General features: G+C 66.4%; 17 protein-coding genes and 2 pseudogenes. 9 read left to right on the top strand and 10 right to left on the bottom strand.

The window, feature by feature from the left end:
• From LL972_RS16575 to LL972_RS16555, 5 genes and pseudogenes are all read right to left on the bottom strand, one after another.
• Nucleotides 1-181: pseudogene (locus LL972_RS16575) on the bottom strand (hypothetical protein); the annotation flags it as partial.
• A gap of 129 nt (nucleotides 182-310) precedes the next feature.
• Nucleotides 311-589, bottom strand: a complete 279-nt coding sequence (locus LL972_RS16570; protein ID WP_228328527.1) for a hypothetical protein — start codon at nucleotides 587-589, stop codon at nucleotides 311-313.
• Nucleotides 579-2,927, bottom strand: a complete 2,349-nt coding sequence (locus LL972_RS16565; RefSeq protein ID WP_228328526.1) for an FdhF/YdeP family oxidoreductase — start codon at nucleotides 2,925-2,927, stop codon at nucleotides 579-581. Before LL972_RS16565 ends, LL972_RS16570 begins: the two co-directional genes overlap by 11 nt.
• Complete coding sequence (gene fdhD, locus LL972_RS16560; protein ID WP_228328525.1) at nucleotides 2,924-3,769, bottom strand: formate dehydrogenase accessory sulfurtransferase FdhD; 846 nt, start codon at nucleotides 3,767-3,769, stop codon at nucleotides 2,924-2,926. Before fdhD ends, LL972_RS16565 begins: the two co-directional genes overlap by 4 nt.
• Nucleotides 3,770-3,775: 6 nt before the next feature.
• Complete coding sequence (locus tag LL972_RS16555) at nucleotides 3,776-5,455, bottom strand: OFA family MFS transporter (RefSeq protein WP_228328524.1); 1,680 nt, start codon at nucleotides 5,453-5,455, stop codon at nucleotides 3,776-3,778.
• Between the two features lie 408 nt (nucleotides 5,456-5,863).
• Here LL972_RS16555 and LL972_RS16550 point away from each other — a divergent pair.
• The 6 genes and pseudogenes from LL972_RS16550 (at nucleotide 5,864) to LL972_RS16525 (ending at nucleotide 16,894) form a co-directional block, all read left to right on the top strand.
• Nucleotides 5,864-7,215: pseudogene (locus LL972_RS16550) on the top strand (aspartate aminotransferase family protein).
• Nucleotides 7,216-7,326: 111 nt separating this feature from the next.
• Nucleotides 7,327-8,184, top strand: coding sequence for a plasmid replication/partition related protein (locus tag LL972_RS16545; protein WP_228328523.1), 858 nt, complete (start codon nucleotides 7,327-7,329; stop codon nucleotides 8,182-8,184).
• A gap of 381 nt (nucleotides 8,185-8,565) precedes the next feature.
• Nucleotides 8,566-9,870, top strand: coding sequence for a DUF445 domain-containing protein (locus tag LL972_RS16540; protein WP_228328522.1), 1,305 nt, complete (start codon nucleotides 8,566-8,568; stop codon nucleotides 9,868-9,870).
• 152 nt (nucleotides 9,871-10,022) lie between these two features.
• A complete protein-coding gene (locus LL972_RS16535) occupies nucleotides 10,023-14,117 on the top strand; it encodes a CHASE domain-containing hybrid sensor histidine kinase/response regulator (RefSeq protein ID WP_228328521.1) in 4,095 nt (1,364 codons plus the stop codon).
• A 32-nt stretch (nucleotides 14,118-14,149) separates the two neighbouring features.
• Nucleotides 14,150-15,142: an HD-GYP domain-containing protein gene (locus LL972_RS16530; protein ID WP_228328520.1), complete on the top strand. Its 993-nt coding sequence runs from the start codon at nucleotides 14,150-14,152 to the stop codon at nucleotides 15,140-15,142.
• A 312-nt stretch (nucleotides 15,143-15,454) separates the two neighbouring features.
• Nucleotides 15,455-16,894 (top strand): DHA2 family efflux MFS transporter permease subunit, encoded by a 1,440-nt coding sequence (locus tag LL972_RS16525; protein ID WP_228328519.1) that lies wholly within the window; start codon nucleotides 15,455-15,457, stop codon nucleotides 16,892-16,894.
• Between the two features lie 194 nt (nucleotides 16,895-17,088).
• Here the strand turns inward: LL972_RS16525 and LL972_RS16520 are convergent, their stop codons facing one another.
• The 4 genes from LL972_RS16520 to LL972_RS16505 form a co-directional block, all read right to left on the bottom strand.
• Nucleotides 17,089-17,511 (bottom strand): hypothetical protein, encoded by a 423-nt coding sequence (locus LL972_RS16520; RefSeq protein ID WP_228328518.1) that lies wholly within the window; start codon nucleotides 17,509-17,511, stop codon nucleotides 17,089-17,091.
• Nucleotides 17,508-17,852, bottom strand: a complete 345-nt coding sequence (locus tag LL972_RS16515; RefSeq protein ID WP_228328517.1) for a hypothetical protein — start codon at nucleotides 17,850-17,852, stop codon at nucleotides 17,508-17,510. The genes LL972_RS16520 and LL972_RS16515 overlap by 4 nt, the downstream gene beginning before the upstream one ends.
• 186 nt (nucleotides 17,853-18,038) lie before the next feature.
• On the bottom strand, nucleotides 18,039-18,893 hold the full coding sequence (locus LL972_RS16510) for an oxidoreductase (protein WP_228328516.1): 855 nt from the start codon (nucleotides 18,891-18,893) through the stop codon (nucleotides 18,039-18,041).
• A gap of 158 nt (nucleotides 18,894-19,051) precedes the next feature.
• Nucleotides 19,052-19,609, bottom strand: coding sequence for a TetR/AcrR family transcriptional regulator (locus tag LL972_RS16505; RefSeq protein WP_228328515.1), 558 nt, complete (start codon nucleotides 19,607-19,609; stop codon nucleotides 19,052-19,054).
• A 131-nt stretch (nucleotides 19,610-19,740) separates the two neighbouring features.
• On the opposite strand from LL972_RS16505, the gene LL972_RS16500 reads away from it, so the two are divergent.
• The 3 genes from LL972_RS16500 (at nucleotide 19,741) to LL972_RS16490 (ending at nucleotide 22,887) form a co-directional block, all read left to right on the top strand.
• Nucleotides 19,741-20,823 (top strand): alkene reductase, encoded by a 1,083-nt coding sequence (locus LL972_RS16500; RefSeq protein ID WP_228328514.1) that lies wholly within the window; start codon nucleotides 19,741-19,743, stop codon nucleotides 20,821-20,823.
• Between the two features lie 48 nt (nucleotides 20,824-20,871).
• Entirely contained in the window at nucleotides 20,872-21,660 is a 789-nt protein-coding gene (locus LL972_RS16495; protein ID WP_228328513.1) for an SDR family NAD(P)-dependent oxidoreductase, read from the top strand.
• Nucleotides 21,661-21,765: 105 nt separating this feature from the next.
• Complete coding sequence (locus LL972_RS16490; protein WP_323134223.1) at nucleotides 21,766-22,887, top strand: NADP-dependent oxidoreductase; 1,122 nt, start codon at nucleotides 21,766-21,768, stop codon at nucleotides 22,885-22,887.
• Nucleotides 22,888-23,157: 270 nt separating this feature from the next.
• Here LL972_RS16490 and LL972_RS16485 read toward each other — a convergent pair whose 3' ends face one another.
• On the bottom strand, nucleotides 23,158-23,454 hold the full coding sequence (locus LL972_RS16485) for a hypothetical protein (RefSeq protein WP_033481698.1): 297 nt from the start codon (nucleotides 23,452-23,454) through the stop codon (nucleotides 23,158-23,160).
• Nucleotides 23,455-23,896: the final 442 nt, after the last annotated feature.

The raw sequence follows: 23,896 nt of genomic DNA, 5'->3' as shown, positions 1-23,896 counted from the left end.
GCCCAAACTGCCAGAATCCGAACAGATAAGGCTCTGGCGCGGCATCCATGCCGCTCAAGGTCCCGCGACGGTGGGCGAGCAAGGACCTGTCGAGAGGGTCGGTGTGCATGGTCTTTTGTAAAGCAACCAGCAAACTATCTGGTGCGGTGTCCTCGCCGGTTGCGGGACCGTGTGGCGGCATGGATGCCGCCACCGAGCCCCCAGGGACGGATTCACGGCGTGTCCCGCGAGCGGTGAGGACACCGCGCCCTCGACGCTGTCAGTTTGCTGCAGGACCCTTCATGGCCGGAAAGGAGAGTCCTGGCGATGCTCAGTCGCCGTGCGGCGCTTGCGCCATTGTGCGCTGCGCATGCGCTGCCAGCCCCACATCCGTCAGCACCGCGAATTGGCGCTCGCCGCGCGCTTCCACCTGGATCCAGCCCGGACCGGGGTGACCGTCCAGGCTGGCGCTGCCCAACCACGCCAGAGTGCGCAACAGGACGCTCATGCGCACGCCCAGCTGCTTGCACAACCGGGCCAGCGACACGCCCTCCGGCGTGTCGGCCAACGCAACAAGCAACTGCGCGGTGAGCTGTGGATCAGCGGACAAGCACCGCTCCGATGTCGCGCGGCGCCGCATCGGCGGTTTCGGCGCGGTGCGGCAGCACGATGACCGGAATCGACTTGGAGGTGGGCGTACGCGCTTCGTCGGCGAAGCTGGACAGCGGCACCAATGCGTTGGTTTCCGGGTAGTACGCCGCCAGACAGCCGCGCGGGATGTTGTAGTCCACCAGCAGGAAGCGGCGCGCCTCGCGATGCACACCGTCCTCGCACAGGCTCTCCAGATCCACCCAATCGCCGGCCTTCATGTTCAATGCCGCGATGTCCGCGCCATTGATGAAAAGCACGCGGCGCTCCCCGAACACGCCGCGGTAGCGGTCGTCCAGCCCATAGATGGTGGTGTTGTATTGATCGTGCGAGCGCGTGGTGGCCAGCGTAAACACCATCTGCCCGGTGTGGCTGCGGCGTGCGCGATGGATCGGGTTGTCGGTCGGCACCGCGTGCGGCTTGAACACCGCGCGCTTTTCGGGTGTCACCCACTGGCGATCGCGCGCGGTATTGGACAGGCGGAAGCCGCCCGGCACACGTACGCGCTGATTGAAGTCGGCAAAATCGGGGAACACCTGGGCAATCAGGTCGCGAATGCGGTCGTAGTCGCCCACCAGCCAACGCCAGCGGATCGCACTGCGCGCACCCAGTGTCGCCTCGGCCAGGCGCGCGACGATCGCCGGCTCGGACAACAGCTCTGGCGAGGCCGGCGGATTGATGCCGGCCGACAGGTGCACCATGCTCATCGAGTCTTCCACCGTCACGCCTTGCGAGCCGGCGTCCTGGATGTCGATTTCGGTACGGCCCAGGCACGGCAGGATCAGCGCATCGCGGCCATGCACCAGATGGCTGCGATTGAGCTTGGTGGTGACATGCACGGTGAGTTCGCAATTGCGCAGCGCGCGATGCGTGGCGTCGGTATCCGGCGTGGCAGCGGCAAAATTGCCGCCCATTGCGAAGAACACCTTGCCGCGCCCGTCCAGCATCGCCTCGATCGCACCGACGGTGTCGAAACCGTCTTCGCGCGGCGGCGCAAAACCGAACACCGTCTGCAACTTGTCGAGAAACGCGGCCGGCGGCTTTTCGTAGATCATCATCGTGCGGTCGCCCTGCACGTTGCTATGCCCGCGCACCGGGCACACGCCCGCGCCCGGCCGGCCCAGATGGCCGCGCAGCAACAGCAGGTTGGTGATCATGTGGATGGTGGCCACCGAATGCTTGTGCTGGGTGATGCCCATGCCCCAGCAGGCGATCACGCGCTCGGCGTTGAGATAGAGTTCGCCGGCCTTGCGCAACGCCGCTTCGTCCAGTCCGGACTCTTCGACGATGGTGTCCCAGGATTCGCCATGCACCTCGGCAGCGAAGGCCTCGAAGTTGGCGGTGTGGGCGTCGATGAATTCCAGATCCAGCAGGCGCGGCGTGCCGTCGCGCTGGGCCTGGGCGTCGCGCTCCAGCACGTGCTTGATGATGCCCTTGACCGCGGCCAGGTCGCCGCCGATCTTGAGCTGGAAATAATCCGAGGCGATGCGGGTGGAGCCGCTGTGCAGCATCTCCAGCTTGTCCTGCGGGTCGGCGAACTTTTCCAGCCCGCGCTCGCGCAATGGATTGAACGCCGCAATCGCCGCACCGCGCTTGGAGGCCTGACGCAACTCGCCGAGCATGCGCGGGTGATTGGTGCCCGGGTTCTGACCGAAGATGAAGATCGCATCGGCCAGTTCGAAGTCGTGCAGCGACACCGTGCCCTTGCCCACGCCGATCTGCGAACGCAGCGCAGTTCCGGACGGCTCGTGGCACATATTGGAGCAGTCGGGGAAGTTGTTGGTGCCGAATTCGCGCACGAACAACTGATACAGGAAGGCCGCTTCGTTGCTGGTGCGCCCGGAGGTGTAGAAGATCGCCTCGTCCGGCGATGCCAGCCCGTTGAGGTGCCCGGCGATCTGCGCAAACGCCTCGTCCCAGCTCACCGGTACGTAGTGATCGGTGGCCGCGTCGTAACGCATCGGCTGGGTCAGCCGGCCCTGCCCTTCCAGCCAGTAGTCGCTGTACTGCGACAACAGGCTGACGCTGTGCGAGGCAAACAGCTCCGGCCCGGCGCGGCGCGCAGTGGACTCGGCGGCGACGGCCTTGGCGCCGTTCTCGCAGAACTCGAAGGTGGAGGTGTGGTCGCGGTCGGGCCAGGCGCAGCCGGGGCAGTCGAAACCGTCCGGCTGGTTGGCATGCAGCAGCGTCTTGGCGCCCTGCACCGCGATATCCTGTTCCATCAAGTGCTTGGCCACCGAGCGCAGTGCGCCCCAGCCGCCAGCGGGATTGTCGTATTGCTGGATGGTCTTCTTGCTCATGCGGGCTCTCCCACGGCGACGCCCAATTCCAGGCGCTGCGGATGGCTGTAAACGACACAATCGTGATCGCGGGCAAACCCGATCAGGGTCAGTCCCGCACTGTCGGCCAGGCTGATCGCCAGCGCAGTCGGTGCAGAAATCGCTGCGAGCAGCGGGATCCGGGCCTGCGCGGCTTTCATGGCCATCTCGTAACTGGCGCGGCTGGTCACCACCGCAAACCCGTGCGATGCATCGACGCGCGCACGCGCCAAGGCACCGATCAACTTGTCGAGCGCGTTATGCCGGCCGACATCCTCGCGCACGTAACGCACCACACCCTGTGCATCGGCCCAGCCGGCGGCATGCACCGCGCCGGTCTGCGCCGCGATCGGCTGCTGCGCATGCAGCGCATCCAGTGCACGCGCCAGGGCATCCACATCGATCTGCAACGCCGACTGCAGCACCGGCGGCACGCGCAGTACCGCCTCGATCGATTCGTTGCCGCATACCCCGCAACCGCTGCGTCCATCCAGATTGCGCCGCCGCTGGTCCAGCGCGGCGGCACGCTCGGGCGGAATCTCGATCTGCAGCGAGGCGCCTTCCAGAAAGGTCTCCACCGCCACCACGCGCAGATCCTGCGGATGATCGACGATGCCCTCGCTCAACGAAAACCCGAGTGCAAAATCCTCCAGGTCCTCCGGCGTGGCCATCATCACCGCGAACGGCACACCGTTGTAGTGGAAGGCGACCGGCATCTCGGCCGCCACCATGTCCTGCACCGTGGCGTTGCGACCGCCGCGGTGACGGACAACCGTGCGCACCACACTGCCGGCGCGCACGGAACGGGAAGACGGAAGTGTCATCTCATCTCAATGAAACAGCACGAAGGCTTTCTGCAGCGTGACCCAGATGCCGAACAGCATTGGGATACCGACCGCCAGCCAGGCAAACGCCACCAGTGCAGGATTACCACCATGCCCAATGCGCGCCATTTGCTCGGGCGGCAACATGCCATGCCCGCTGCGGTCCACTTTCTCGTGCGCCAGCTGCTTCTCGCGCGCCAGTTCGTCGGGCGTCATGAAGTGACGCGCGGCCACCGGACGCACCAACAGGTTGCAGATCAGACCGAGCACCAACATGCCGGCGAGGATGTACATGGTGGTGTTGTAGACCTGTGACGGCGGGCTGCCGTGGGCCAGCTGGTACTCACGCATGTAGCCGACGACCACCGGGCCGAGAATGCCGGCGGTGGCCCAGGCGGTCAGCAGACGGCCGTGGATGGCGCCCACCATCTGGGTGCCGAACAGGTCGGCCAGATACGCCGGGATGGTGGCAAACCCGCCGCCGTACATCGACAGGATGATGCAGAAGATGCCCACGAACAGCGCGATGCCGCCCACGCTGCCGGCCGACGGCGCCGCCGCATACAGGCAGATGCCCAGCACGAAGAACAGCGTGTAGGTGTTCTTGCGGCCGAGCTTGTCGGACATGCTGGCCCAGAAAAAGCGACCGCCGATGTTGAACAGGCTGAGCAGGCCAGTGAAGCCGGCCGCGATGGCCGCGATGCTGGCCAGCTGCGCCGTATCCAGGCTGCCGAAGCCGGCATCCACCCCGATCAGGCGGCCGCCGAACACTTCCTGCAGCATCGGCGAGGACATGCCGATCACGCCGATACCGGCTGACACGTTCAGGCACAGCACGCCCCACAGCAACCAGAACTGCGGGATGCCCCAGACCTTGCTCACGTGCACGTGGTTGGCCGTGATCATGGCGTTGTTGCTGGCCACCGGCGCGGTCCATCCGGCGGGGGTCCAGCCACTCGGCGGCACGCGGTAGCCGAACGCGCCGGCCATCATGAAGACGAAGTACAGCGCCGCCATCACCAGGAAGGTCTCCATCACGCCCACCGAGGTCGGCGTGGCGAAGTGGCGCATCAGCGCATCGGCCAGGGGGCTGCCGATCATCGCGCCGCCACCGAAGCCCATGATCGCCATGCCGGTCGCCATGCCGCGACGGTCCGGGAACCACTTGATCAATGTCGACACCGGCGAGATGTAGCCCAGGCCCAGACCGATACCGCCGATCACGCCCGAACCCAGCCACAGCATCCAGATCTGGTGGAAGTGGATGCCGGCCGCCGATATCACCAGCCCGCCGCACCAGCACAGCGCCGAGACCACACCGGCCTTGCGCGGGCCGGCACGTTCCAGCCAGCCGCCCCAGACCGCCGCCGAGCAGCCCAGCAGCACGAAGAACAACGTGTACATCCACTGCAGTTCGCTGATCTTCCAGTCACAGGTGGTGGCGACCATGCGCGCGAACAGGCCCATGTCGGCCGGGCATGCGATCGCTTCGGTGATGCCCAGCGCCTTGGACAGCGGCAGCCAGAACACGCTGAAGCCGTAGGCCATGCCGATACACAGATGGATCGCCAATGCCGCCGGCGGTACCAACCAACGATTGAACCCCGGACGCGCGACGATGCGCTCCTTGGACAGCAGGCCGGCGTCTGCGCCGTTGGCGCTCGCCACGGTGGACCCTTGTGTCATTCCCGTTCCCCTAAAAAGTACGATGAAGTGTGTCCGGAGCGCCTGACAGGACGCCTGCGCGCAGGTGGTGTCAGTGGTCCCGAAAACGATTGATGGCTGCGATCGATTGACGTGTTGCGATAAGGGCAGCGACGACTACCAGGCCCAACTGGCACTCGTCTGGCGCATCATCGGCGATCGTTGAATCTTTGCAATGCTTCGCCGCGCCCCGCAGCCGGTCAAACACCCGTCATGGCCCACGCCACAAGGCGTTCCCAGAGCTTAGCGGCAGACGCTGCGACTAATTGACTAGTCCGTGCGGATCGGCCTGTGCAGCTCCGGGAATCGTGCTCGCCGTCGCGCTCCGCCGGGTGACGGCCGACGCGCGGTGGCCGTGGAGTCGGACGCTCCCCAGCGACGGAGTCCGCCATGCACGACCACCCTCCGCGCGATGGCGCGCACGCGCTGCAGGCACCGGCGCACCTGGACGCGTTCTGGATGCCGTTCACCGCCAACCGCCAGTTCAAGGCGCGCCCGCGCCTGCTGGCCTCCGCTGCCGGCATGTACTACCGCGATGTCGACGGCCGCCAGATCCTGGACGGCACCGCCGGGCTGTGGTGCTGCAATGCCGGCCACGCACGCGAACGCATCGTGGCGGCGATCCGTGAGCAGGCCGGCACGCTGGATTTCGCCCCGACCTTTCAGATGGGTTCACCGCTGCCGTTCGTGCTGGCGCAGCGGCTGGCCGCGATCGCACCGCCGGGCCTGGGCCATGTGTTCTTCACCAACTCCGGCTCGGAGGCGGTCGATAGCGCGATGAAGATCGTCCTGGCCTACCACCGCCTGCGCGGCGAGGGCCAGCGCACCCGCTTCATCGGGCGCGAGAAGGCCTATCACGGGGTCGGCTTCGGCGGCATGTCGATCGGCGGACTGCCCAACAACCGCAAATGGTTCGGCCCCCTGCTGGCCGGCACCGACCATCTTCGTCATACGCTGGATCTGCAACGCAATGCCTACACGCGCGGGCTGCCGGCGCACGGCGCCGAGCTGGCCGACGATCTGGAACGCCTGATCACCCTGCACGATGCCTCGACCATTGCGGCGGTCTTCGTCGAGCCGGTATCCGGCTCGGCCGGGGTGATCCTGCCGCCGGAAGGCTATCTGCAGCGGCTGCGCGCCATCTGCGACCGCCACGGCATCGTGCTGGTGTTCGACGAGGTCATCACCGGCTTCGGCCGGGTCGGCGAGGCGTTCGCAGCGCAACGCTTCGGCGTCACGCCGGACCTGATCACCGCCGCCAAGGGGCTGACCAGCGGCAGCGTGCCGATGGGCGCGGTACTGGTGGCCGATGCGATCTTTGATGCCTTCATGCACGGCCCGCAGAACGCGATCGAGCTCTTCCACGGCTACACCTATTCCGGTCATCCGCTGGCCTGCGCCGCGGCGATCGCCACGCTGGACACCTACGCCGAGGAGAACCTGTTCGAGCGCGCGATCACGCTGGGCCAGCAATGGGAAGACGCGCTGCACAGCCTGCGCGGCTGCCGCACGTCATCGACATCCGCAACATCGGCCTGATCGGCGCGATCGAGCTGGCCCCGCGCGACGGCGCGCCGGGCGCACGCGGCTACGAAGTCTTCGAGCGCTGCTTCCACGACGGTGGCCTGCTGGTGCGCGTCACCGGCGATGTCATCGCGCTGTCGCCGCCGCTGATCGTCACCCCCGAGCAGATCGGGCAGATGGTCGAAACGCTGGGGAAGATCCTGCGCAGCACTGCCTGACGGCGACGGCACAGGCGCCCGCGTGTACCGTCCGCGCGCAGCCCGGTCAAGCGCGCAAAGCCGGAGCAGGCTCACTACAATGCCGGCCCCGCACTTCCCCGCAGTTGCCGCATGAACATCGTTGTCAAAGAAGAACTCAAGGCCTACATCGACCCGCTGACGCCCGACGAGCACGAGGCGCTGGAACGCAGCCTGCTGGCCGAGGGCTGCCGCGATGCGCTGGTGCTGTGGGGCGATGTGCTGGTGGATGGCCACAACCGCTACGGCATCTGCCAGAAGCACGGCCTGCCGTTCCAGACCGTGCAGAACCCGCGCTTCCAGTCGATGCAGGACGTGCACCTGTGGATGATCGAGCAGCACCTGGGCCGGCGCAGCGTGTCGGACTTCCAGCGTGGCGTGCTGGCGCTGCGCAAGCGCGAGATCCTGGCCGCGCGCCAGCGCAGCCAGCGCGATGCCGACGCCGCTGCGGAAGCGCCGGCGGTGGCCGACCCTGAGCAGCCGGCCACCGGCATCGACCACGACGCCACGCCGGCGGCCGCGGACAGCGACAGCCCGCCGTGGGAAGAAACCTCCACCCCGGTCAGCCGCGCCGAGCTGGCGCGCGAGGCCCGCCTGAGCAACAACCAGGTGGTGATGATCGAGCGCATCCACAAGCAGGCCGCCCCGGAAGTGGTGCAGGCGGTCAAGGCCGGCGAGATTTCGATCAGCGCCGCCGCTGCCGTGGCCACCCTGTCCGAGGACGAGCAACGCGCCGCTGCGCAGGCCGGCAAGGCCGAGCTCAAGCAGGCTGCCAAGCGCGTACGCGACGCCAAGCGCAAACCCAAGCCCGACGAGGCCGAAGGCGGCGAAGCCGAACGCCGCGACATGAAAGCTCTGCAACGCCGCGTCACCGAACTGGAAAACGAAAACGCCGCGCTGCAGGCCAAGGTGACCGCGCTGCAAGCGCAGCTGGAGCGCCTGCGCGGTTGAGTACCGGACGGTGCATCACCGTAGGAGCGCACCCGAGCGCGACCTGGCGTTCCCGGTAACCCCATCGCGCTCAGGCGCGCTCCTACAGAACCGATCGGCCCCCACCTCGAACGGCAACCGCGATCGCTGCAACCACCCGTAGGAGCGCACCCGGGCGCGACGTGGCCGTCCCGGTAACGCCGTCGCGCTCGGGCGCGCTCCTACAGAACCGATCAGCCGCTGCGCGAATGGCGACCGCGATCGCTGCAACCACCCCGTAGGAGCGTACCCGGGCGCGACGCGGCTGTCCCGGTAACGCCATCACGCTCAGGCGCGCTCCAACGGGACCATCACGCCCGGCCGTGGACATGCCCTGCTCCGGCGACTGGGTACACTTCGGACATGGAACCCAGCCTCAGCACTCCCCGTCCCGTCGATCCCCGTCGTGCCCAGCTGCAGCGCATGAAGCTGTTGGCAGTGGCCCTGTTGCTGGCCATGTTCGCCGGCTTCGTCGTCAGCCACCTGATGGGCGAGCAAGGCGTCTGGGCCTGGGTCTCGGCCTTCTGCGAAGCGGCCACGGTCGGCGCATTGGCCGACTGGTTCGCGGTGGTGGCCTTGTTCCGCCGCCCGATGGGCCTGCCGATCCCGCATACCGCCATCCTGCCGCGCGGCAAGGACCGTCTGGCCGATGGCCTGGCGGTGTTCGTGCGCGACCAGTTCCTCGCCCCGGATGCGTTGATGGACAAACTGCGCGTGTTCGACCCGGCCAGCCGCCTCGGCGAATGGCTGGCCAAACCCGAGCAGGCGCGCATGCTCGCGCAGATGGCGCGCAGCTGGATGCTGCAGGCACTGGAGCTGCTGGACGAGGCTGCGGTGCGCCGCGCGATCCAGCGCTTTGTGGTCGACCGTCTGCGCAAGTGGAATGCCGCCGCCACCGTCGGCGATATCATGGCCCTGCTCACCACCGATGGCCGGCACCAGAAATTGCTGGACGAGGTGCTGCTGCGCCTGGGCGAGTGGCTGGACCAGGAGCAGGTCAAGACGCGCGCCTCGGCGTTGATCGTGCGCTACGCGCGGCGCGAGTGGCCCAAGCTGGTCGGCACGGTGAACTGGGTCAAGCCGATCGAAGAGATCGGCGACAGCCTGGCCGACCGCATGGCGCGTGCGGCGATCGAGGAGTTGCAGGACATCCTCAAGACGCCCGAGCATCCAATCAGGCTCGACTATGAAGCGTGGCTGCAACGCTACATCGCGCGCCTGCGCGACGAGCCGGCCATGGCCGAGCGCGTGGAAGAACTCAAGCAACGCGCGATCGAACATCCGGCCCTGCAGGACTACGTGCAAGGTCTGTGGGGCGAGATCCGCGATGCGCTGCGCACCGACCTGGCACGTGAGGAATCGTCGATGGCCGCGCACATGGAGCGTTCCATGCAATCGCTCGGCCAGGCGTTGGCGCAGGATCCCTCGCTGCGTGAAGCGCTCAACCAGCACATGTTGCAGGCCGCCGACAAACTCACCACGCGCCTGCGCGCATCGGTGACCGAGCATATTGCGTCGACGATGAAAAGTTGGGACGAACGTCACCTCGTCGAACAATTGGAATTGGGTGTGGGCCGCGATCTGCAATACATTCGGTTCAATGGAACGTTGGTGGGGGGACTGATCGGTCTTGCCCTTCACGCATTGTCGATCTGGCTGGCGTTCTGATGCATTGGCAATGACGTTGATCGCCCACCGGAAACACGTGCAGTCACCGGGGAGACTGCACGCATTCTGATGATCGTCAGGCGCCACCACGAGGCCGACCTTGCCGTCGGCCAGCACACTGGGCACGCAACAGGCAAGGCAAAGGGACACAAATGCCGAATGGCCGCTGGGATCTGCGCAGAAAATACGGGCGCCGTGCGTCGATCGGGGCCCTGCTGATTCTCGCCGCAGGTTTGGTTGCCGCCATTTTCGCCGGCCTGTCGCTGCAGCGGCATAACGAGCTCGAGCGCGAGCAGCGTTTCGACTATGTCGTGCGCACGCTGACCCGCAATATCAGCGAGCGCATGTATACCTTCGAACACGGGCTGCGCGGCGCGCGCGGCGCGGTGATCGGCGCCGGCAAGGAGATCATCAGTCGCGACCGCTTCACCCTGTACAGCCGCTCGCGCGATTACGCGCGCGAGTTTCCCGGCGTACTGGGCTATGGCTACATCCATCGCGTGGCCCCCGCCGACGAAGAGGCATTCCTGCAGGCCGCCCGTGCCGACGGCGCACCGGACATCAAGCGGCGGCCGCTGGAGCCCTGGGACGGTGAGCGTTACATCGTGCTGTATTTCGAACCGGAGTCCTCGGGCAACCGTCCGATCGGCCTGGACATCGCCTCCGAGCCGCGTCGCCGCGCAGCCGCACTGCAGGCCGCACGCAGCGGCGTGCCGATCATGACCTCGCCGATCTCGCTGTCCGGTTATCGCATTCCCAGCGAGAGCGGATTTCTGGTGTTGCTGGCGGTCTATCGCGAAGGCATGCCGCTGCAGACGCCGCAACAACGCATGGCCGCCACCAGCGGCTGGGTGTATGCGCCCTTCAGCGTCGAACAGATGGTGCAAAGCACCTTGGGCGAGCGCGACGACGTGGCGCTGGACCTGTCCGACAGGAACGAGCCGACCCACAACTTCTACCGCAGCGGCACGCCATCCAGCGACAGCGCGCGTCGCCCGCCGGTGGTGCAGCAGCTGCAGATCTACGGCCGCACCTGGATCATCACCGCCCATCCCACCGCCGGCTTCCTGGCCTCGCTCAACCAGACCTCGCCATGGCTGATGGGCGGCCTGGTGCTGGGCGTGTCGGTGCTGCTTGCGGCATTGCTGGTGCTGTATTTCAGCAACGGACTCCGGCGCGAGGAAGTGCTGCGCAAGCAGATGGAGCTGGCGGCGCTGGTCAGCCATTCCAGCGAAGCCATCGTCGCCGAAACCCCGGACGGAAACATCACCCACTGGAATCCCGCTGCCGAGGCGATGTTCGGCTACAGCGCGGACGAGGCGATCGGCCAGAACCTGACGATGCTGCTGTCGCCGCAGCCGTATGCGATTGCCGACATCGAGCACGCCGACGAACACCATTCGGTCGACACCTCTGCGGCGCAAAGCATGCGCCATCGCGACGGGCATCTGGTGCATGTGCTGGCCAGCAAGGCCCCGATCATCGAACGCGACGACACCCTGAGCGGGCATTCGCATTTCTTCCGCGACATCTCCGAGCGGGTGCGTTCGCACCAGCGCACCGTCGCGCTCAATGCATCGCTCGAACATCAGGTCGCCGAACGCACCAGCGAACTGATGAAGTTCTCCGCGCTGCATCGGGCGATCCTGGCGCATGCCGGCTTTGCCATCATCGCCACCGACTCCGCTGGATTCGTCACGCTGTTCAATCGCGCCGCGGAGAAACTGCTCGGCTACAACGCCGACGAGGTAATCGGCCGCCGCAAGGCCGGCCAGTTCATCGAGCCGGAGGAACTGCAGGAGCGCGCGCACCTGCTCTCCGAGCAGACCGGCTCACCGGTGGCGCACACCCTGGAGGCGATCGCCGCGCTGACCAGCCTGGGCCGCAGCGATACCAGCGAATGGACCTATGTCAGCCACGAAGGCCGCCGCCTGCCGGTGCTGCTGACCCTGAGCACCCTGCGCGACGATAACGACCAGGTGATCGGTTATCTGGGCATGGCGGTGGATCTGACCGAGCAGAAACTGCACGAGAAACAACTGCGCCTGGCGATGGACGCGGCCAAGAGCGCCAACCAGTCCAAGTCCGACTTCCTGGCCAACATGAGCCATGAGATCCGCACGCCGATGAACGCGATCCTGGGCATGCTGTACCTGCTTCAGCGCAGCGAACTGCCCGCTGCGGCGCAGGATATGGTGACCAAGATCGATCGCTCCGCGCGCTCGCTGCTGGAAATCATCAACGACATCCTGGACTTTTCCAAGATCGAGGCCGGGCGCATCGATCTGGAACGCGCACCGTTCGACCTCAATCAACTGTTCGACAACATCGCCGACCTGATGCGGTCCTCGCTCAGCACCAAACCGGTGGAAATGATCGTCGAACCGCTGCCACGCGACTGCCGCTGGTTGCTCGGCGATGCGCTGCGCATCAACCAGGTGCTGGTCAACCTGGTCGGCAACGCGATCAAGTTCACCGAGCAAGGCGAAGTGGTGCTGTCGGTACGGCGCTTCCCCAGCGGCGATCCGAACAAGCTCAAGCTGCTGTTCTCGGTGCGCGACACCGGCATCGGCATCTCCAAGGAAAAGCAGAGCCTGATCTTCTCGCCCTTCCTGCAGGCCGACACCTCCACCAGCCGGCGTTACGGCGGCAGCGGCCTGGGCCTGACCATCAGCCGGCGCCTGATCGAATTGATGGGGGGCGAGCTGGAAGTGGAAAGCGTACCCGGCCGCGGCAGCGAGTTCTATTTCGTGGTGACGCTGGAAAAATCCGCCCCGCCGCTGGCCCAGCGCGACCTGCCCGCGCTACCGCCCGAAGCGATGCCGCGGGTGTTGATCGCCGACGACCACGATGCGGCGCTCAACAACCTGGTGCGCATCGCCACCGAACTCGGCTGGCGCGTGGATGCGGTCGCCAGCGGCCAGGCTGCCCTGCAGGCGATCGAACAGGCCAGCGAGCCATACGACATCTTCCTGCTCGACTGGCGCATGCCCGACATCGACGGCGTGGCGATCGCGCGGCAGATCCGCGCGCGCGCCGTGCCCGGCCCGCACCCGGTAATCGTCATGGTCACCGCGTACGAGCGCCGGCTGCTTGAACAACATCCCGAGCAACAGGATCTGGATGCAGTCATGACCAAGCCGGTGACCACTGCGGCGCTGCACCGGCTGGTGGAGCAACTGGTCGACGCCCGCCCCGGCGCGCGGCCGGTGGCGCCCACCTTCGTGGCGCGTCGCCTCGAAGGCGCGCATCTGCTGCTGGTGGACGACAGCGAGATCAACTGCGAAGTGGCCCAACGCATTCTCGAAGGCGAAGGCGCCATGGTCACGGTCGCCCACGATGGCGAGCAGGCCATCAATACGCTCAAGCGCGCGCCGGAGCTGTTCCAGCTGGTGTTGATGGACGTGCAGATGCCGGTGGTCGATGGCTATGAAGCCACCCGGCGGCTGCGGCAGATCCCGGCGTTGGCCAGCCTGCCGGTGATCGCGCTGACCGCCGGTGCCTTTCGCCCGCAACAGGAGAAAGCGCTGGAAGCCGGCATGAACGGTTTCATCGCCAAGCCGTTCAATGTGGAGGAACTGGTCACTGCCATCCGCCACTTCCTGCAGCCCGGCGTGCGGCGCATCCCCTCGCTACCGCATGAGACCGAGGTCCATGGCGGCCCCGAGTGGGAACACGCCGACCCGGAGGTCCTGGATGCGGCGCGTGCACGCAGCCTGTGGCGCGAGCGCGAACCGTACCAGCGCTATCTGCTCAAACTGCTGCGCGACAATCCCGACCCGGCCGAGACCGCAGCCGAGCACCTGCGCCGCAACGAGCTGCCGGCGATCGGCGCGCTGGCGCACAAGCTGCGTGGCGCGGCCGGGTCGCTGGCCTTGCCGGCCCTGGCCGGTGCCGCCAGCGATCTGGAAACCCGCATCGAGGAAGGCCACGACATCACCTCGGCGCTGCTCGCACTCAAGGACACCATGCAACGCACCGCCACCGCGATCCACGCCTTCCTGCAACACAGCGACAGCGACGCGGCAGCAAGCGATGACGGTGTCGTGCTGGACGCGGACAGCGTGCAGATCCTGGAAGCGGCCCTGGACAGCGACGACGCAGACAGGATCGACCACGCGCTGCTGATCTGCGCCCCGCGTCTGCCGCGCACTCTGCAGGAGGAACTGCAGCGTGCGGTGGACGATTTCGACTTCCGTCGCGCCGAGGCCACGTTGCGCGACTGGCAAGCCACTCACCTGCACTGACCGGTCACCACGCTAGTTGGCAAGGAGCCTCCATGCCGCATCGTCCCCTGCTGTGTGTCGACGACGAATCCAGCAACCTGGCCACCCTGCGCCAGTTGCTGCGCGACGATTTCCCGCTGGTGTTCGCCAAATCCGGCAGCGAAGCGCTGGAGGCGGTGCTCCGCCACACGCCGGCCTTGATCCTACTGGATGTCCAGCTGCCTGACATGGACGGCTACGCGGTGGCGCGCACGCTCAAGCAGCAGCCGGCCAGCGCTGCCATCCCGATCCTGTTCGTGACCTCGCGCAGCAGCGAGCACGACGAACGCACGGGCCTGGAAGCGGGCGCGGCCGATTACGTCAGCAAGCCCTACTCGCCCGCCCTGCTCAAGGCCCGCATCGCCACCCAACTGAAGCTGGCCGAAAACGCGCGTCTGGCCCAGCAATACCGCGATGCGATCCATCTGCTCGGGACCGCCGGGCAAGGCCAGGACGCCGACACCGGTGCGCATATCTGGCGCATGGCGGCCTATGCGCGGGTGCTGGCCGAGACGGTCGGCTGGTCGGCGCAACAGGCGCAGCTGCTGCAGGATGCCGCGCCCCTGCACGACGCCGGCAAGATTGCGGTGCCCGGCAATCTCCTGCACCAGCCCGATGCGCTGGACGCACACGAACGCTCGGTGGTGCGGCAGCACCCGCAGGTCGGCCACGACCTGCTGCGGCACGGTCGTGGGCCGGTGTTTCAGCTGGCTGCGGAAATCGCGCTGCATCACCACGAATGCTGGGACGGCAGTGGCTATCCCAACGGCCTGGTCGGCGATGCCATTCCCGAATCGGCGCGCATCGTGGCGGTGGCCGACGTGTTCGATGCGCTATGCGGGCGGCGCGCCTACAAGGCGCCATGGACGGTGGACGATGCCATGCGCAAGCTCGACAGCATGGCCGGCAAGCAACTGGAACCACGCCTGGTGCAGCATTTCCGCGAGGCGTTGCCGCAGATCCTGCAGATCATGGATGCCTGGGATAGCGCGGCGCCGGGGCCCTGAAGAGCGGGGATTGGGGAGTCGGGAATCGGGAATCGAAGAGCGAGGAGCGGGGGACGGGCTGATCAGTTTGTGGGCCGATCGGGCGAGGTTGGCACGAGGCATTCGCGCCCGTCTTGCGGGGCGTACGGCTCTCTCAGGTGGGCTGGTGGTGTATCGGCCCTGTGATGCGTACGCAGTGTTGCCTGGCGCGTGCTTGAACACCGCTTCGCACGGGCGGACAATAGCCATGTTGCGCCGCACAACACCGTGCGACGCGGGCCGATCCGACCGCCATCTGCGCGCCACCGAGGCGGCCCCGCAACCGAGAGTCCGATGTCCTCCAGCGTGTCCGAGGCCGGCGTCACGCCGCCGCCGCGTTATCCCGATTACCGCATCATCTCGCTGATCCTGGCCTGCGCCATCTTCATGGAGCAGATGGATGCCACCGTGCTGGCGACCGCGCTGCCGACCCTGGCGCGCGACTTCGGCGTTGCCGCGCCGGCGATGAGCATCGCCATGACCAGCTACCTGCTGGCGCTGGCGGTACTGATCCCGGCCAGCGGCGCGATCGCCGACCGCTTCGGCCTGCGCCGCGTGTTCGGCGCGTCGATCTGGGTGTTCGTCGGCGGCTCGATCCTGTGTTCGCTGGCCGACAGCCTGCCCACCATGGTCGCCGCGCGCGTGCTGCAGGGCGCCGGCGGCGCGATGATGGCCCCGCTCGGCCGGCTGATCCTGCTGCGCACCGTCGAGCGCCGCCATCTGGTGTCGGCCATGGCCTGGACGCTGGTGCCCGCCTTCATCGGCCCGATGCTGGGCCCGCCGCTGGGCGGATTGTTCGTCTCGTACCTGGATTGGCGCTGGATCTTCTACATCAACGTGCCGATCGGCGTGGCCGGTTTCCTGCTGGTGCGCCGTTTCATCCCGGAAATCCCCACCGAGTCGGCCCCGGCCCGCTTCGACCTGCGCGGTTTCGTGCTGTGCGGCACCGCGTTGGGCTGCCTGCTGTTCGGCCTGGAAATGGTCAGCCAGCAGGACGGCATCGGCACGGCGAGCTGGCTGCTGGCCATCGGCGGCAGCGCTGCGCTGGGATATCTGTGGCATGCACGCCACCACCCCGCTCCGCTGCTGGACCTGAGCCTGCTGCGGATCGATTCGTTCCGCTTGTCGGTGATCGGCGGTGCGCTGATGCGCATCACCCAGGGCGCGCATCCGTTCCTGCTGCCGCTGCTGTTCCAGATCGGCTTCGGCATGAGCGCAGCGCACAGCGGGCGCCTGATCCTGGCCACCGCGCTCGGCGCACTGCTGATGCGCAGCATCACCCCGCAGTTGCTGCGCCGCTTCGGCTATCGCAACAGCCTGATCGGCAACGGCGTGCTCGCCAGCCTGGGCTACATGGTATGTGCGTTGTTCCGGCCCGACTGGCCACCGGCACTGATGTTTGGCCTGCTGCTGTGCTGCGGCGCCTTCATGTCGTTTCAGTTCGCTGCCTACAACACCATCGCCTACGAAAACGTGCCCGCATCGCGCATGAGCCGCGCCAGCAGCCTGTACACCACCTTGCAGCAACTGATGCTCTCGGTCGGCGTATGCGCCGGCGCAATGATCCTCAAGCTGGCGATGCTGGCCGGCGATCACGCCCAACCGGCGCAACGCGATTTTTCGCTGGCGTTCTGCGTGGTCAGCCTGATTTCGCTCAGCGCCACCTGTTGGCATGTGCGTTTCGACAAGGATGCCGGGCAGGAAATGAGCGGGCACCGGGCGTCGAGCGGCTGACAGCAGGGCTGCGTAGCCGCCGCAGCTACCCAGCCATTACTGGAATCGGCGTGCACCGCCACGGCAACTGCGGCTCCAACGCGATGCTCGCATCCAGTTGCCAAATGCGCGCAACGCTTGGTTGGCCAGTCTTGCAGCGTGTCATGTCCGCCAACTCGCATGACAGCGCCCCACAGGCGCCGCCATGCCTGCCATCATCGCGCCTTGTCGTTTTGCCGCGACGCGACCTCCGCACGCGTCACCAGCAGGAACGCCAGCGGAAAGCCGATCTCGATCGCGACTGCCGCGAAGATGCCGGCGTTGACGTGCCCGGCGGCCCACTCCGCCATGCCCAGTCCTGCCAGCAACAGGCAGGCGGTGGCAAAGCCCGCAATCACGGCACGGCGCCCGGGCGACGGCGGTGCCGTTCGCACCAGCAGCAGCATGACGCCAATGGCCGCATACAGCGGCGCGGCGCGTCGACCGACCACGCCTAGCGCGCCGCTGTCGAAGGCGACGCCCCAGTTGGCCAGCATGGTCGCAGGCGCCAGCAACCAGGCAGCGCCCAACGCGAAGAACAACAGCGCCGACAGCGTGGCCAGGTAGCGAAATGCACGCGATGCCGTGGGCGCGCTCATGCGTTCACGTCCGCGACGGTGCGCCCCGGCACCTTCTGCGCGTCGCCGCAATGGTGGGGCTGACGCAATCCCCAGCCATTGGCCAGCACGTTGTATCCAGCCGCAATCCCGGCATCGCTGGGCACTCCGACCGCACCCGCAACGTCGATGCAGGGAATCAGCGGCAACCGGCGAATGATCGGGCTACGTCCGCTCAGCGCCGTTGCGCCCTTGTCGTTGACGCTCGAGTATTCGACGACAACCGTCACCCCGCCCGGCATGAGGTCGTCTTCGTTGCCCTGGACCAGCCTGGTCGCAACCAGCCCGCTGGTGTGAGTGGCGAGCACTACATGGAAGGTCATTGCCTTCTCCTGTTCGGATGGAGGCCGCGCGTTACCGCGTCACGGCCGATGCGCCAGCAGCGGCGTGCGCGCTGCGATCGTTGCGATCGCTGCGGCCTGGTTGTGCAGCGGTGCAACCAGACGTAAGCAGCAAAAACTGTCGTGCTCACCGCCAGGCCGGCACTTGCGATGGTCTGTCAGCCACGCTTATCCGGCATGGGATGGCGTCTTGCCAGCGGAGGACGTCTTCGCATCCAGGCGCAGATTCTTGCGAATCAGCGCCTGGAACACGCCTGCCGGCGCAAACCGCCGCAACAACTGCAGCTGTCCGGCGACCTTGCCCGCGGTGTAGCGCACCTTGGGCTGCTGCGCGCGCGCCGCCTTCACCACCACCTCGGCCACGACGGAGGGCTCGTCTGCGCTTGCCATTGCCTGCGCAACCACCTCGCTGACCTGGGCGCGGACCTGCCGGTAATTTTCCAGCGGCGCATCCGGGGCGAGAGTGTTCGCCTCGAACTGGGTCCTGGTATAGGCCGGCTCGATCACCGTGACCCGGATCCCGTAGCTGCGCAGCTCGTGGTCCACGGCTTCGGAATAACCCTCCACCGCGTGCTTGCTGGCCGCGTACAGCGCCGCATACGGCGTGGGCACCAGCCCGATGATCGAGCCGATGTTGATGATGCGGCCACTGCCCTGGCGGCGCATCTGCGGCACCACTGCGCGCGTCATGCGCACGACACCGAGGAAGTTGGTGTCGAGGATGGCCTTGGCCTGCTCGATCGAGCTTTCCTCCGCAGCGGCGGGAGACACACCGAAACCGGCGTTATTGACCAGCAGGTCGATGCGCCCTTCCCTTCGCAGCAGCTCCTGGATCGCGGCGTCGACCGATTCGTCGCTGGTCACATCCAGCGCCAGCAGCGTGAAGGCGCGCTGCCCGGACTGCGCGCCGCGACGGCTGGTGCCGTACACCGTATAGCCGGCGGCGGCCAACGCGTTAGCGCTGGCTTCGCCGATGCCGGACGAGGCGCCAGTCACCAGCGCAACAGGGGGTTTGCTTGTCATCGGAATTCCTTCAATGCGGTGAGTGACAGGCGGCGGTGGGTTGAGGCTCACGCCGCGACTGGGGATGCGGTGGCTTCGCTAAAAACGCGGCACTACCGGTGAAACCTCGGCTACATATGCGGAGGATGCAGGTCTGGCGGTCAGTTGGATGGTTGCAACTACGACAGGATCTGGTCGCGACACACCGCGATGATTTCGTCGGCCAGGGGCGAATCGTTCGGGCACGACCGCGACAGCACGATGGCGCCGATGGCATGCGCCATCATGTCCAGGTTGCTGGCGCGCTCCGCTGCTGCCTCGGCAGTGCCGGGCGCAGCGCCGCTACGGTCGAGCGAGGCCAACAGGTTTTCGACCCCGGCGGCAAACGCCTCGCGCACTTCCTCCGGCTGGCGCGCGGCATCGGCGCCCAGCGCAGCCATCGTGCAACCGGTGGCAAGGCTGTCGCGATGTCCGCGCGACAGATAGAAGTTCACGAAATCCGCCTTGTCCACGTGCTCGGTCTGCGCGGCGATGTTGGCCAGGCCGCAGGCCGCCGATTCGGCCATCAGATCCGCCTTGGAGCGGAACTGCTTGTAGAAGCCGCCGTGGGTGAACCCTGCAGCGGCCATCAGATCGGCGATGCCGATCCCTTCGTAACCACGCTCGCGAAACAGCACCGAGGCCGTCTCGACGACGTGCGCCCGGTTTGCCTGCGCCTGTGCCTTGGTCACTTTCATCGTTGGGACACTCCGTGCTTGTGCGGGACTGGTGAGAGCGACAGCTTACTTTGATGTCATTCGTCATCAAAGTGTTGACACTTTAGATTTTGATCGTAATCTTTGTCAACCACTGATTCCGAGCACCGCCAATGACTCACCCTTCGCTGTTCGAACCCTATGCACTGGGCGCGCTGACCCTGGCCAACCGCATCGTGATGGCCCCGCTGACCCGCAACCGTGCGGGCGCCGGCCTGGTGCCGAGCGCACTGGCGGCCACCTACTACGCCCAGCGCGCCTCGGCCGGCCTGCTGATCACCGAGGCCACCCATATCTCGCCGCAGGCCCAGGGCTATCAGGACACCCCCGGCCTGTACACGCCCGAGCAGATCGCCGGCTGGCGTGCAGTCACCGACGCCGTGCATGCCAAGGGCGGGCGCATCTTCGTGCAGCTGTGGCATGTGGGCCGGGTGTCGCATGTCGACCTGCAGCCGGGCGGCGCCGCACCGGTTGCGCCGTCGGCGATCCGCGCGGCGACCAAGGTGTTCGTCAACAACGGCTTTGCCGATGTCTCCGAACCACGCGCGCTTGAGCTGCACGAACTGCCGGGCATCGTCGACGACTTCCGCCAGGCAGCGGCCAATGCGATTGCCGCCGGCTTCGATGGTGTCGAAATCCACGGCGCCAACGGCTACCTGCTGGAGCAGTTCATCAAGGACGGCGCCAACCAGCGTACCGATGCCTACGGCGGCTCGATCGAAAACCGCGCACGCCTGTTGCTGGAGGTGGTCGCTGCAGTGAGCAAGCAGATCGGCGCCGATCGCACCGGCGTGCGCATCTCGCCGGTGTCGCCGGCAAGCGGCATTTCCGGCAGCGATCCGCAGCCGCAATACGACTACATCGCCGAACAGCTCGATGCGCTGGGCATCGTCTACCTGCACGTGGTCGAAGGTGCGACCGGTGGCCCGCGCGACGCGGCCCCGTTCGACTATGCCGCGCTGCGCAGCAAGTTCACCCGTACCTATCTGGCCAACAACGGCTACGACCTGGAACTGGCCAACGCCCAGTTGCGCGCAGGCAACGTCGACCTGGTGGCCTTCGGCCGCCCGTTCATCAGCAACCCCGATCTGGTCCAGCGCCTGCGCACCGGCGCGGCGCTGGCCCCGTTGAATCCGGCCACGCTCTACGGCGGTGGCGCCGAAGGCTATATCGACTACCCGTCCCTCGCCGGCTGAGGCTGCCTCGCCTGCCGTCCTTCATCCACTCTCATCAAGGAATTCTGCATGTCCACACTTCCCGCTGTCCTCATCACTGGCGCCTCCACCGGCATCGGCGCCGTTTATGCCGAGCGCTTCGCGCAACGCGGCCATGACCTTGTGCTTGTCGCACGCGACAAGGCCCGCCTGGATGCACTGGCGACGCGTCTGCACGATGCACATGGCGTCAGCGTCGATGTGCTGCAGGCCGACCTGACCCAGCCCGCCGATCTGGGCGCGGTGGAAACCCGCCTGCGCGATGACGCGCAGATCGGCATCCTGATCAACAACGCCGGCATGGCGCAGTCCGGCGGCATCCTGCAGCAGAACGCCGAGGCGATCGACCGCCTGCTCGCGCTCAATGTCACTGCGTTGACGCGTCTGTCCGCCGCGGTTGCGCAGCGCTTTGCGCAGTCCGGCAGCGGGGCGATCATCAACCTCGGCTCGGTGGTGGGGCTGGCGCCCGAATTCGGCATGACCGTCTATGGCGCCACCAAGGCCTTCGTGCTGTTCCTGTCGCAGGGGCTGCACCTGGAGCTGGGCGCCAAGGGCGTGTATGTGCAGGCCGTGCTGCCAGCCGGCACGCGCACCGAGATCTGGGAACGCGCCGGTATCGACGTCAACACGCTCAGCGACTTGATGGACGTGGGCGAACTAGTCGACGCCGCGCTGGTCGGCTTCGATCGCCGCGAGCTGGTCACCATTCCGCCATTGCACGTGGCCGAACGTTGGGACGCATTGGATGGCGCGCGCCAGGGCTTGCTGTCCGACATCCGGCAGGCGAACGCCGCCGAGCGTTATCAGCCGGCAGCCTGACCGGCCGAGCGGCACTGCTGCACGCAACGCTTGCCCTGGTGAGCGCTGCGGATCTGCATGGAGACGGCACGCAGCCGCACGCGTGCACGGGTTCGATCGATTCCCATGGCGCACGTGGCGATCAAGCGGCTGGCATCGCTCTGCCAGCGCAGGGGTGAAGGCGGCCAGGGCCCGCGTCACGCCCGGCCACGCATCCCTACAACGACGGCATTGGACTGGAACCAGATGAAAGCACTCACCTTCAAACGCTATGGCAAATCTCCCGACATCGGCTTCAGCGAGCGCGCCCGCCCGACGCTGCAACCCGACGAACTGCTGGTCGAGGTGCATGCCGCCGGCGTGAATCCAATCGACAACATGATTCCCACCGGCATCTTCAAACCCGTGGTGAAGTTCGAGCTGCCCGCCACGCTGGGCAGCGACGTGGCCGGGATCGTCATCGACGTCGGCAGCCGCGTCACCCGCTTCAAGCGGGGCGATGCGATTTTTGCCAGTGTGTTCGATCTTGGCCGCGGCACCATCGCCGAGTATGTCGCGGTACCGGAAAGCGCCGCAGCGCTGAAGCCGGCCAATCTGGATTTTGTGCAGGCGGCATCGCTACCGATGGTCGCGCTCACGTCCTGGCAGGCCCTGAACGAACGTGCCGGCCTGCAGCCCGGCCAGAAGGTGTTCATTCCTGCCGGTTCCGGCGGCATCGGTACCATCGCGATCCAGTTGGCAAAGCACCTCGGCGCCACCGTCGGCACCACCACCAGCACCGGCAATGTCGCGCTGGTGAACAGCCTTGGCGCGGACGAGGTGGTCGACTACACGCAGCAGGACTTCCAAACCGTCCTGCATGGCTACGACATCGTGCTTGGCACGATGCGAGGCGATACGATCGAAAAATCGCTCGCCATCCTCAAGCCCGGCGGCAGGATCGTGTCGCTGGTCGGGCCGCTGGACGCGGCCTTCGCACGTGCACGCCGGTTGAATGTCGTGCTGCAATTCGTCTTTGCCATGATGAGCCGCAAGATCATCCGCCTGGCGAACAAGCGCAACGTCGCCTACGGCTTCCTGTTCGTACGCCCCGATGGCGCGCAACTGGCGAAGATCGGCGAACTGCTCCAAGCCGAACGCCTCCGCCCGGTCATCGACAAGGTGTTTGCGTTCGACCAGGCAAAGCAGGCGCTGGAGTATCTGGCGCAGGGCCGTGCCAAGGGCAAGGTGGTCGTCAAGATCAGATAAGGGAGTGAGCTGGTCACGGCAATCGGTGCAGACCCACCTCATGCGAAAGGTCGCCCCGATGGCGAATGCCACTCAGTCGCTGATGACTACACTATCGCGGCATTCGTGCGCAGGTCGCCATTGGTGAGCGCCACCTGCGCTGTATCACTCAATCGCTAAACCTTGAGAGCAATTCGGTCCAGCGCATCCGGGTCTCCCGCCAACAACGCTGCTCGCAGCCAGGATGCAGGAAGTCCGACGCCGTTCGATGACCGACGTTCGCACTGCACCTTACGATGCAGCTGCAAGACGTTCCTGCAACGCATGCAGCGAATCCTTTCCCGACGCAGCCAGCGCACGCGACGCGTAGAGCAGGCGATCGGTGAGCTCGCCACCCAGGCCAGGTTGACCTGCCTCGCGGGCCGCCTCACCGGCGTGCAGCATCTCCAACACGCCCTGCAGTCCAAGCAAGCAGTGATCGATATGCGCGCATTTGAGAGCCAGGCCAAATTGCATCGGCAGATCGGACCAATGGAGGCCGTTGGTGGCTTCCGCACCACGTGACTCGGACAGGCGACGGAAGAACACGTCCTCACGCGCATCAGCATGATCGGCCACGGTATGGGCGGTCGACTGCGAGGCGGTTGCGGTAGTGGCCGAATGGGCAGGATTGTTACGCGGCATGAGGGATCTCCTTGGATAGTGGAGAGCACCGCCATCGTTGACCGGCGCTCGTGCGCCTTGGATTTCGGGCTTCCACACCCGTCTGCAGGATCTACTGCAGCTAGGTGATACTCATCGGACTATTCGATAGTGTCAAGAAGCCTGGGATTGTTCACCTACTCGCGTGCGTTGCCTGACATGCCTCTGGCATGCAGACATGCTCACAGAAAGGCAGCGCGCGTGTCGTAGCTGACCGGATGTGGACCACGCGATTGGTCACACCCGGACGACGCATTGGGCTCGCGATCGTACGGAGCAATTCCGCACGTAAACAAGGCAACCCTTGGCCGCCTTGTGCATGGGCAGA

This window comes from Xanthomonas campestris pv. asclepiadis (genome assembly GCF_020784175.1).
GTDB lineage: Bacteria > Pseudomonadota > Gammaproteobacteria > Xanthomonadales > Xanthomonadaceae > Xanthomonas > Xanthomonas campestris_D.
Note: the sequence above shows the minus strand (reverse complement) of the source record. Positions and strands in the feature narration are given on the sequence as shown.

Coding starts and splice junctions, on each gene's coding strand:
- LL972_RS16565 (WP_228328526.1), bottom strand. CDS start 2,927: ATGAGCAAGAAGACCATCCAGCAATACGACAATCCCGCTGGCGGCTGG.
- fdhD (WP_228328525.1), bottom strand. CDS start 3,769: ATGACACTTCCGTCTTCCCGTTCCGTGCGCGCCGGCAGTGTGGTGCGC.
- LL972_RS16555 (WP_228328524.1), bottom strand. CDS start 5,455: ATGACACAAGGGTCCACCGTGGCGAGCGCCAACGGCGCAGACGCCGGC.
- LL972_RS16545 (WP_228328523.1), top strand. CDS start 7,327: ATGAACATCGTTGTCAAAGAAGAACTCAAGGCCTACATCGACCCGCTG.
- LL972_RS16540 (WP_228328522.1), top strand. CDS start 8,566: ATGGAACCCAGCCTCAGCACTCCCCGTCCCGTCGATCCCCGTCGTGCC.
- LL972_RS16535 (WP_228328521.1), top strand. CDS start 10,023: ATGCCGAATGGCCGCTGGGATCTGCGCAGAAAATACGGGCGCCGTGCG.
- LL972_RS16530 (WP_228328520.1), top strand. CDS start 14,150: ATGCCGCATCGTCCCCTGCTGTGTGTCGACGACGAATCCAGCAACCTG.
- LL972_RS16525 (WP_228328519.1), top strand. CDS start 15,455: ATGTCCTCCAGCGTGTCCGAGGCCGGCGTCACGCCGCCGCCGCGTTAT.
- LL972_RS16520 (WP_228328518.1), bottom strand. CDS start 17,511: ATGAGCGCGCCCACGGCATCGCGTGCATTTCGCTACCTGGCCACGCTG.
- LL972_RS16515 (WP_228328517.1), bottom strand. CDS start 17,852: ATGACCTTCCATGTAGTGCTCGCCACTCACACCAGCGGGCTGGTTGCG.
- LL972_RS16510 (WP_228328516.1), bottom strand. CDS start 18,893: ATGACAAGCAAACCCCCTGTTGCGCTGGTGACTGGCGCCTCGTCCGGC.
- LL972_RS16505 (WP_228328515.1), bottom strand. CDS start 19,609: ATGAAAGTGACCAAGGCACAGGCGCAGGCAAACCGGGCGCACGTCGTC.
- LL972_RS16500 (WP_228328514.1), top strand. CDS start 19,741: ATGACTCACCCTTCGCTGTTCGAACCCTATGCACTGGGCGCGCTGACC.
- LL972_RS16495 (WP_228328513.1), top strand. CDS start 20,872: ATGTCCACACTTCCCGCTGTCCTCATCACTGGCGCCTCCACCGGCATC.
- LL972_RS16490 (WP_323134223.1), top strand. CDS start 21,766: ATGGCGCACGTGGCGATCAAGCGGCTGGCATCGCTCTGCCAGCGCAGG.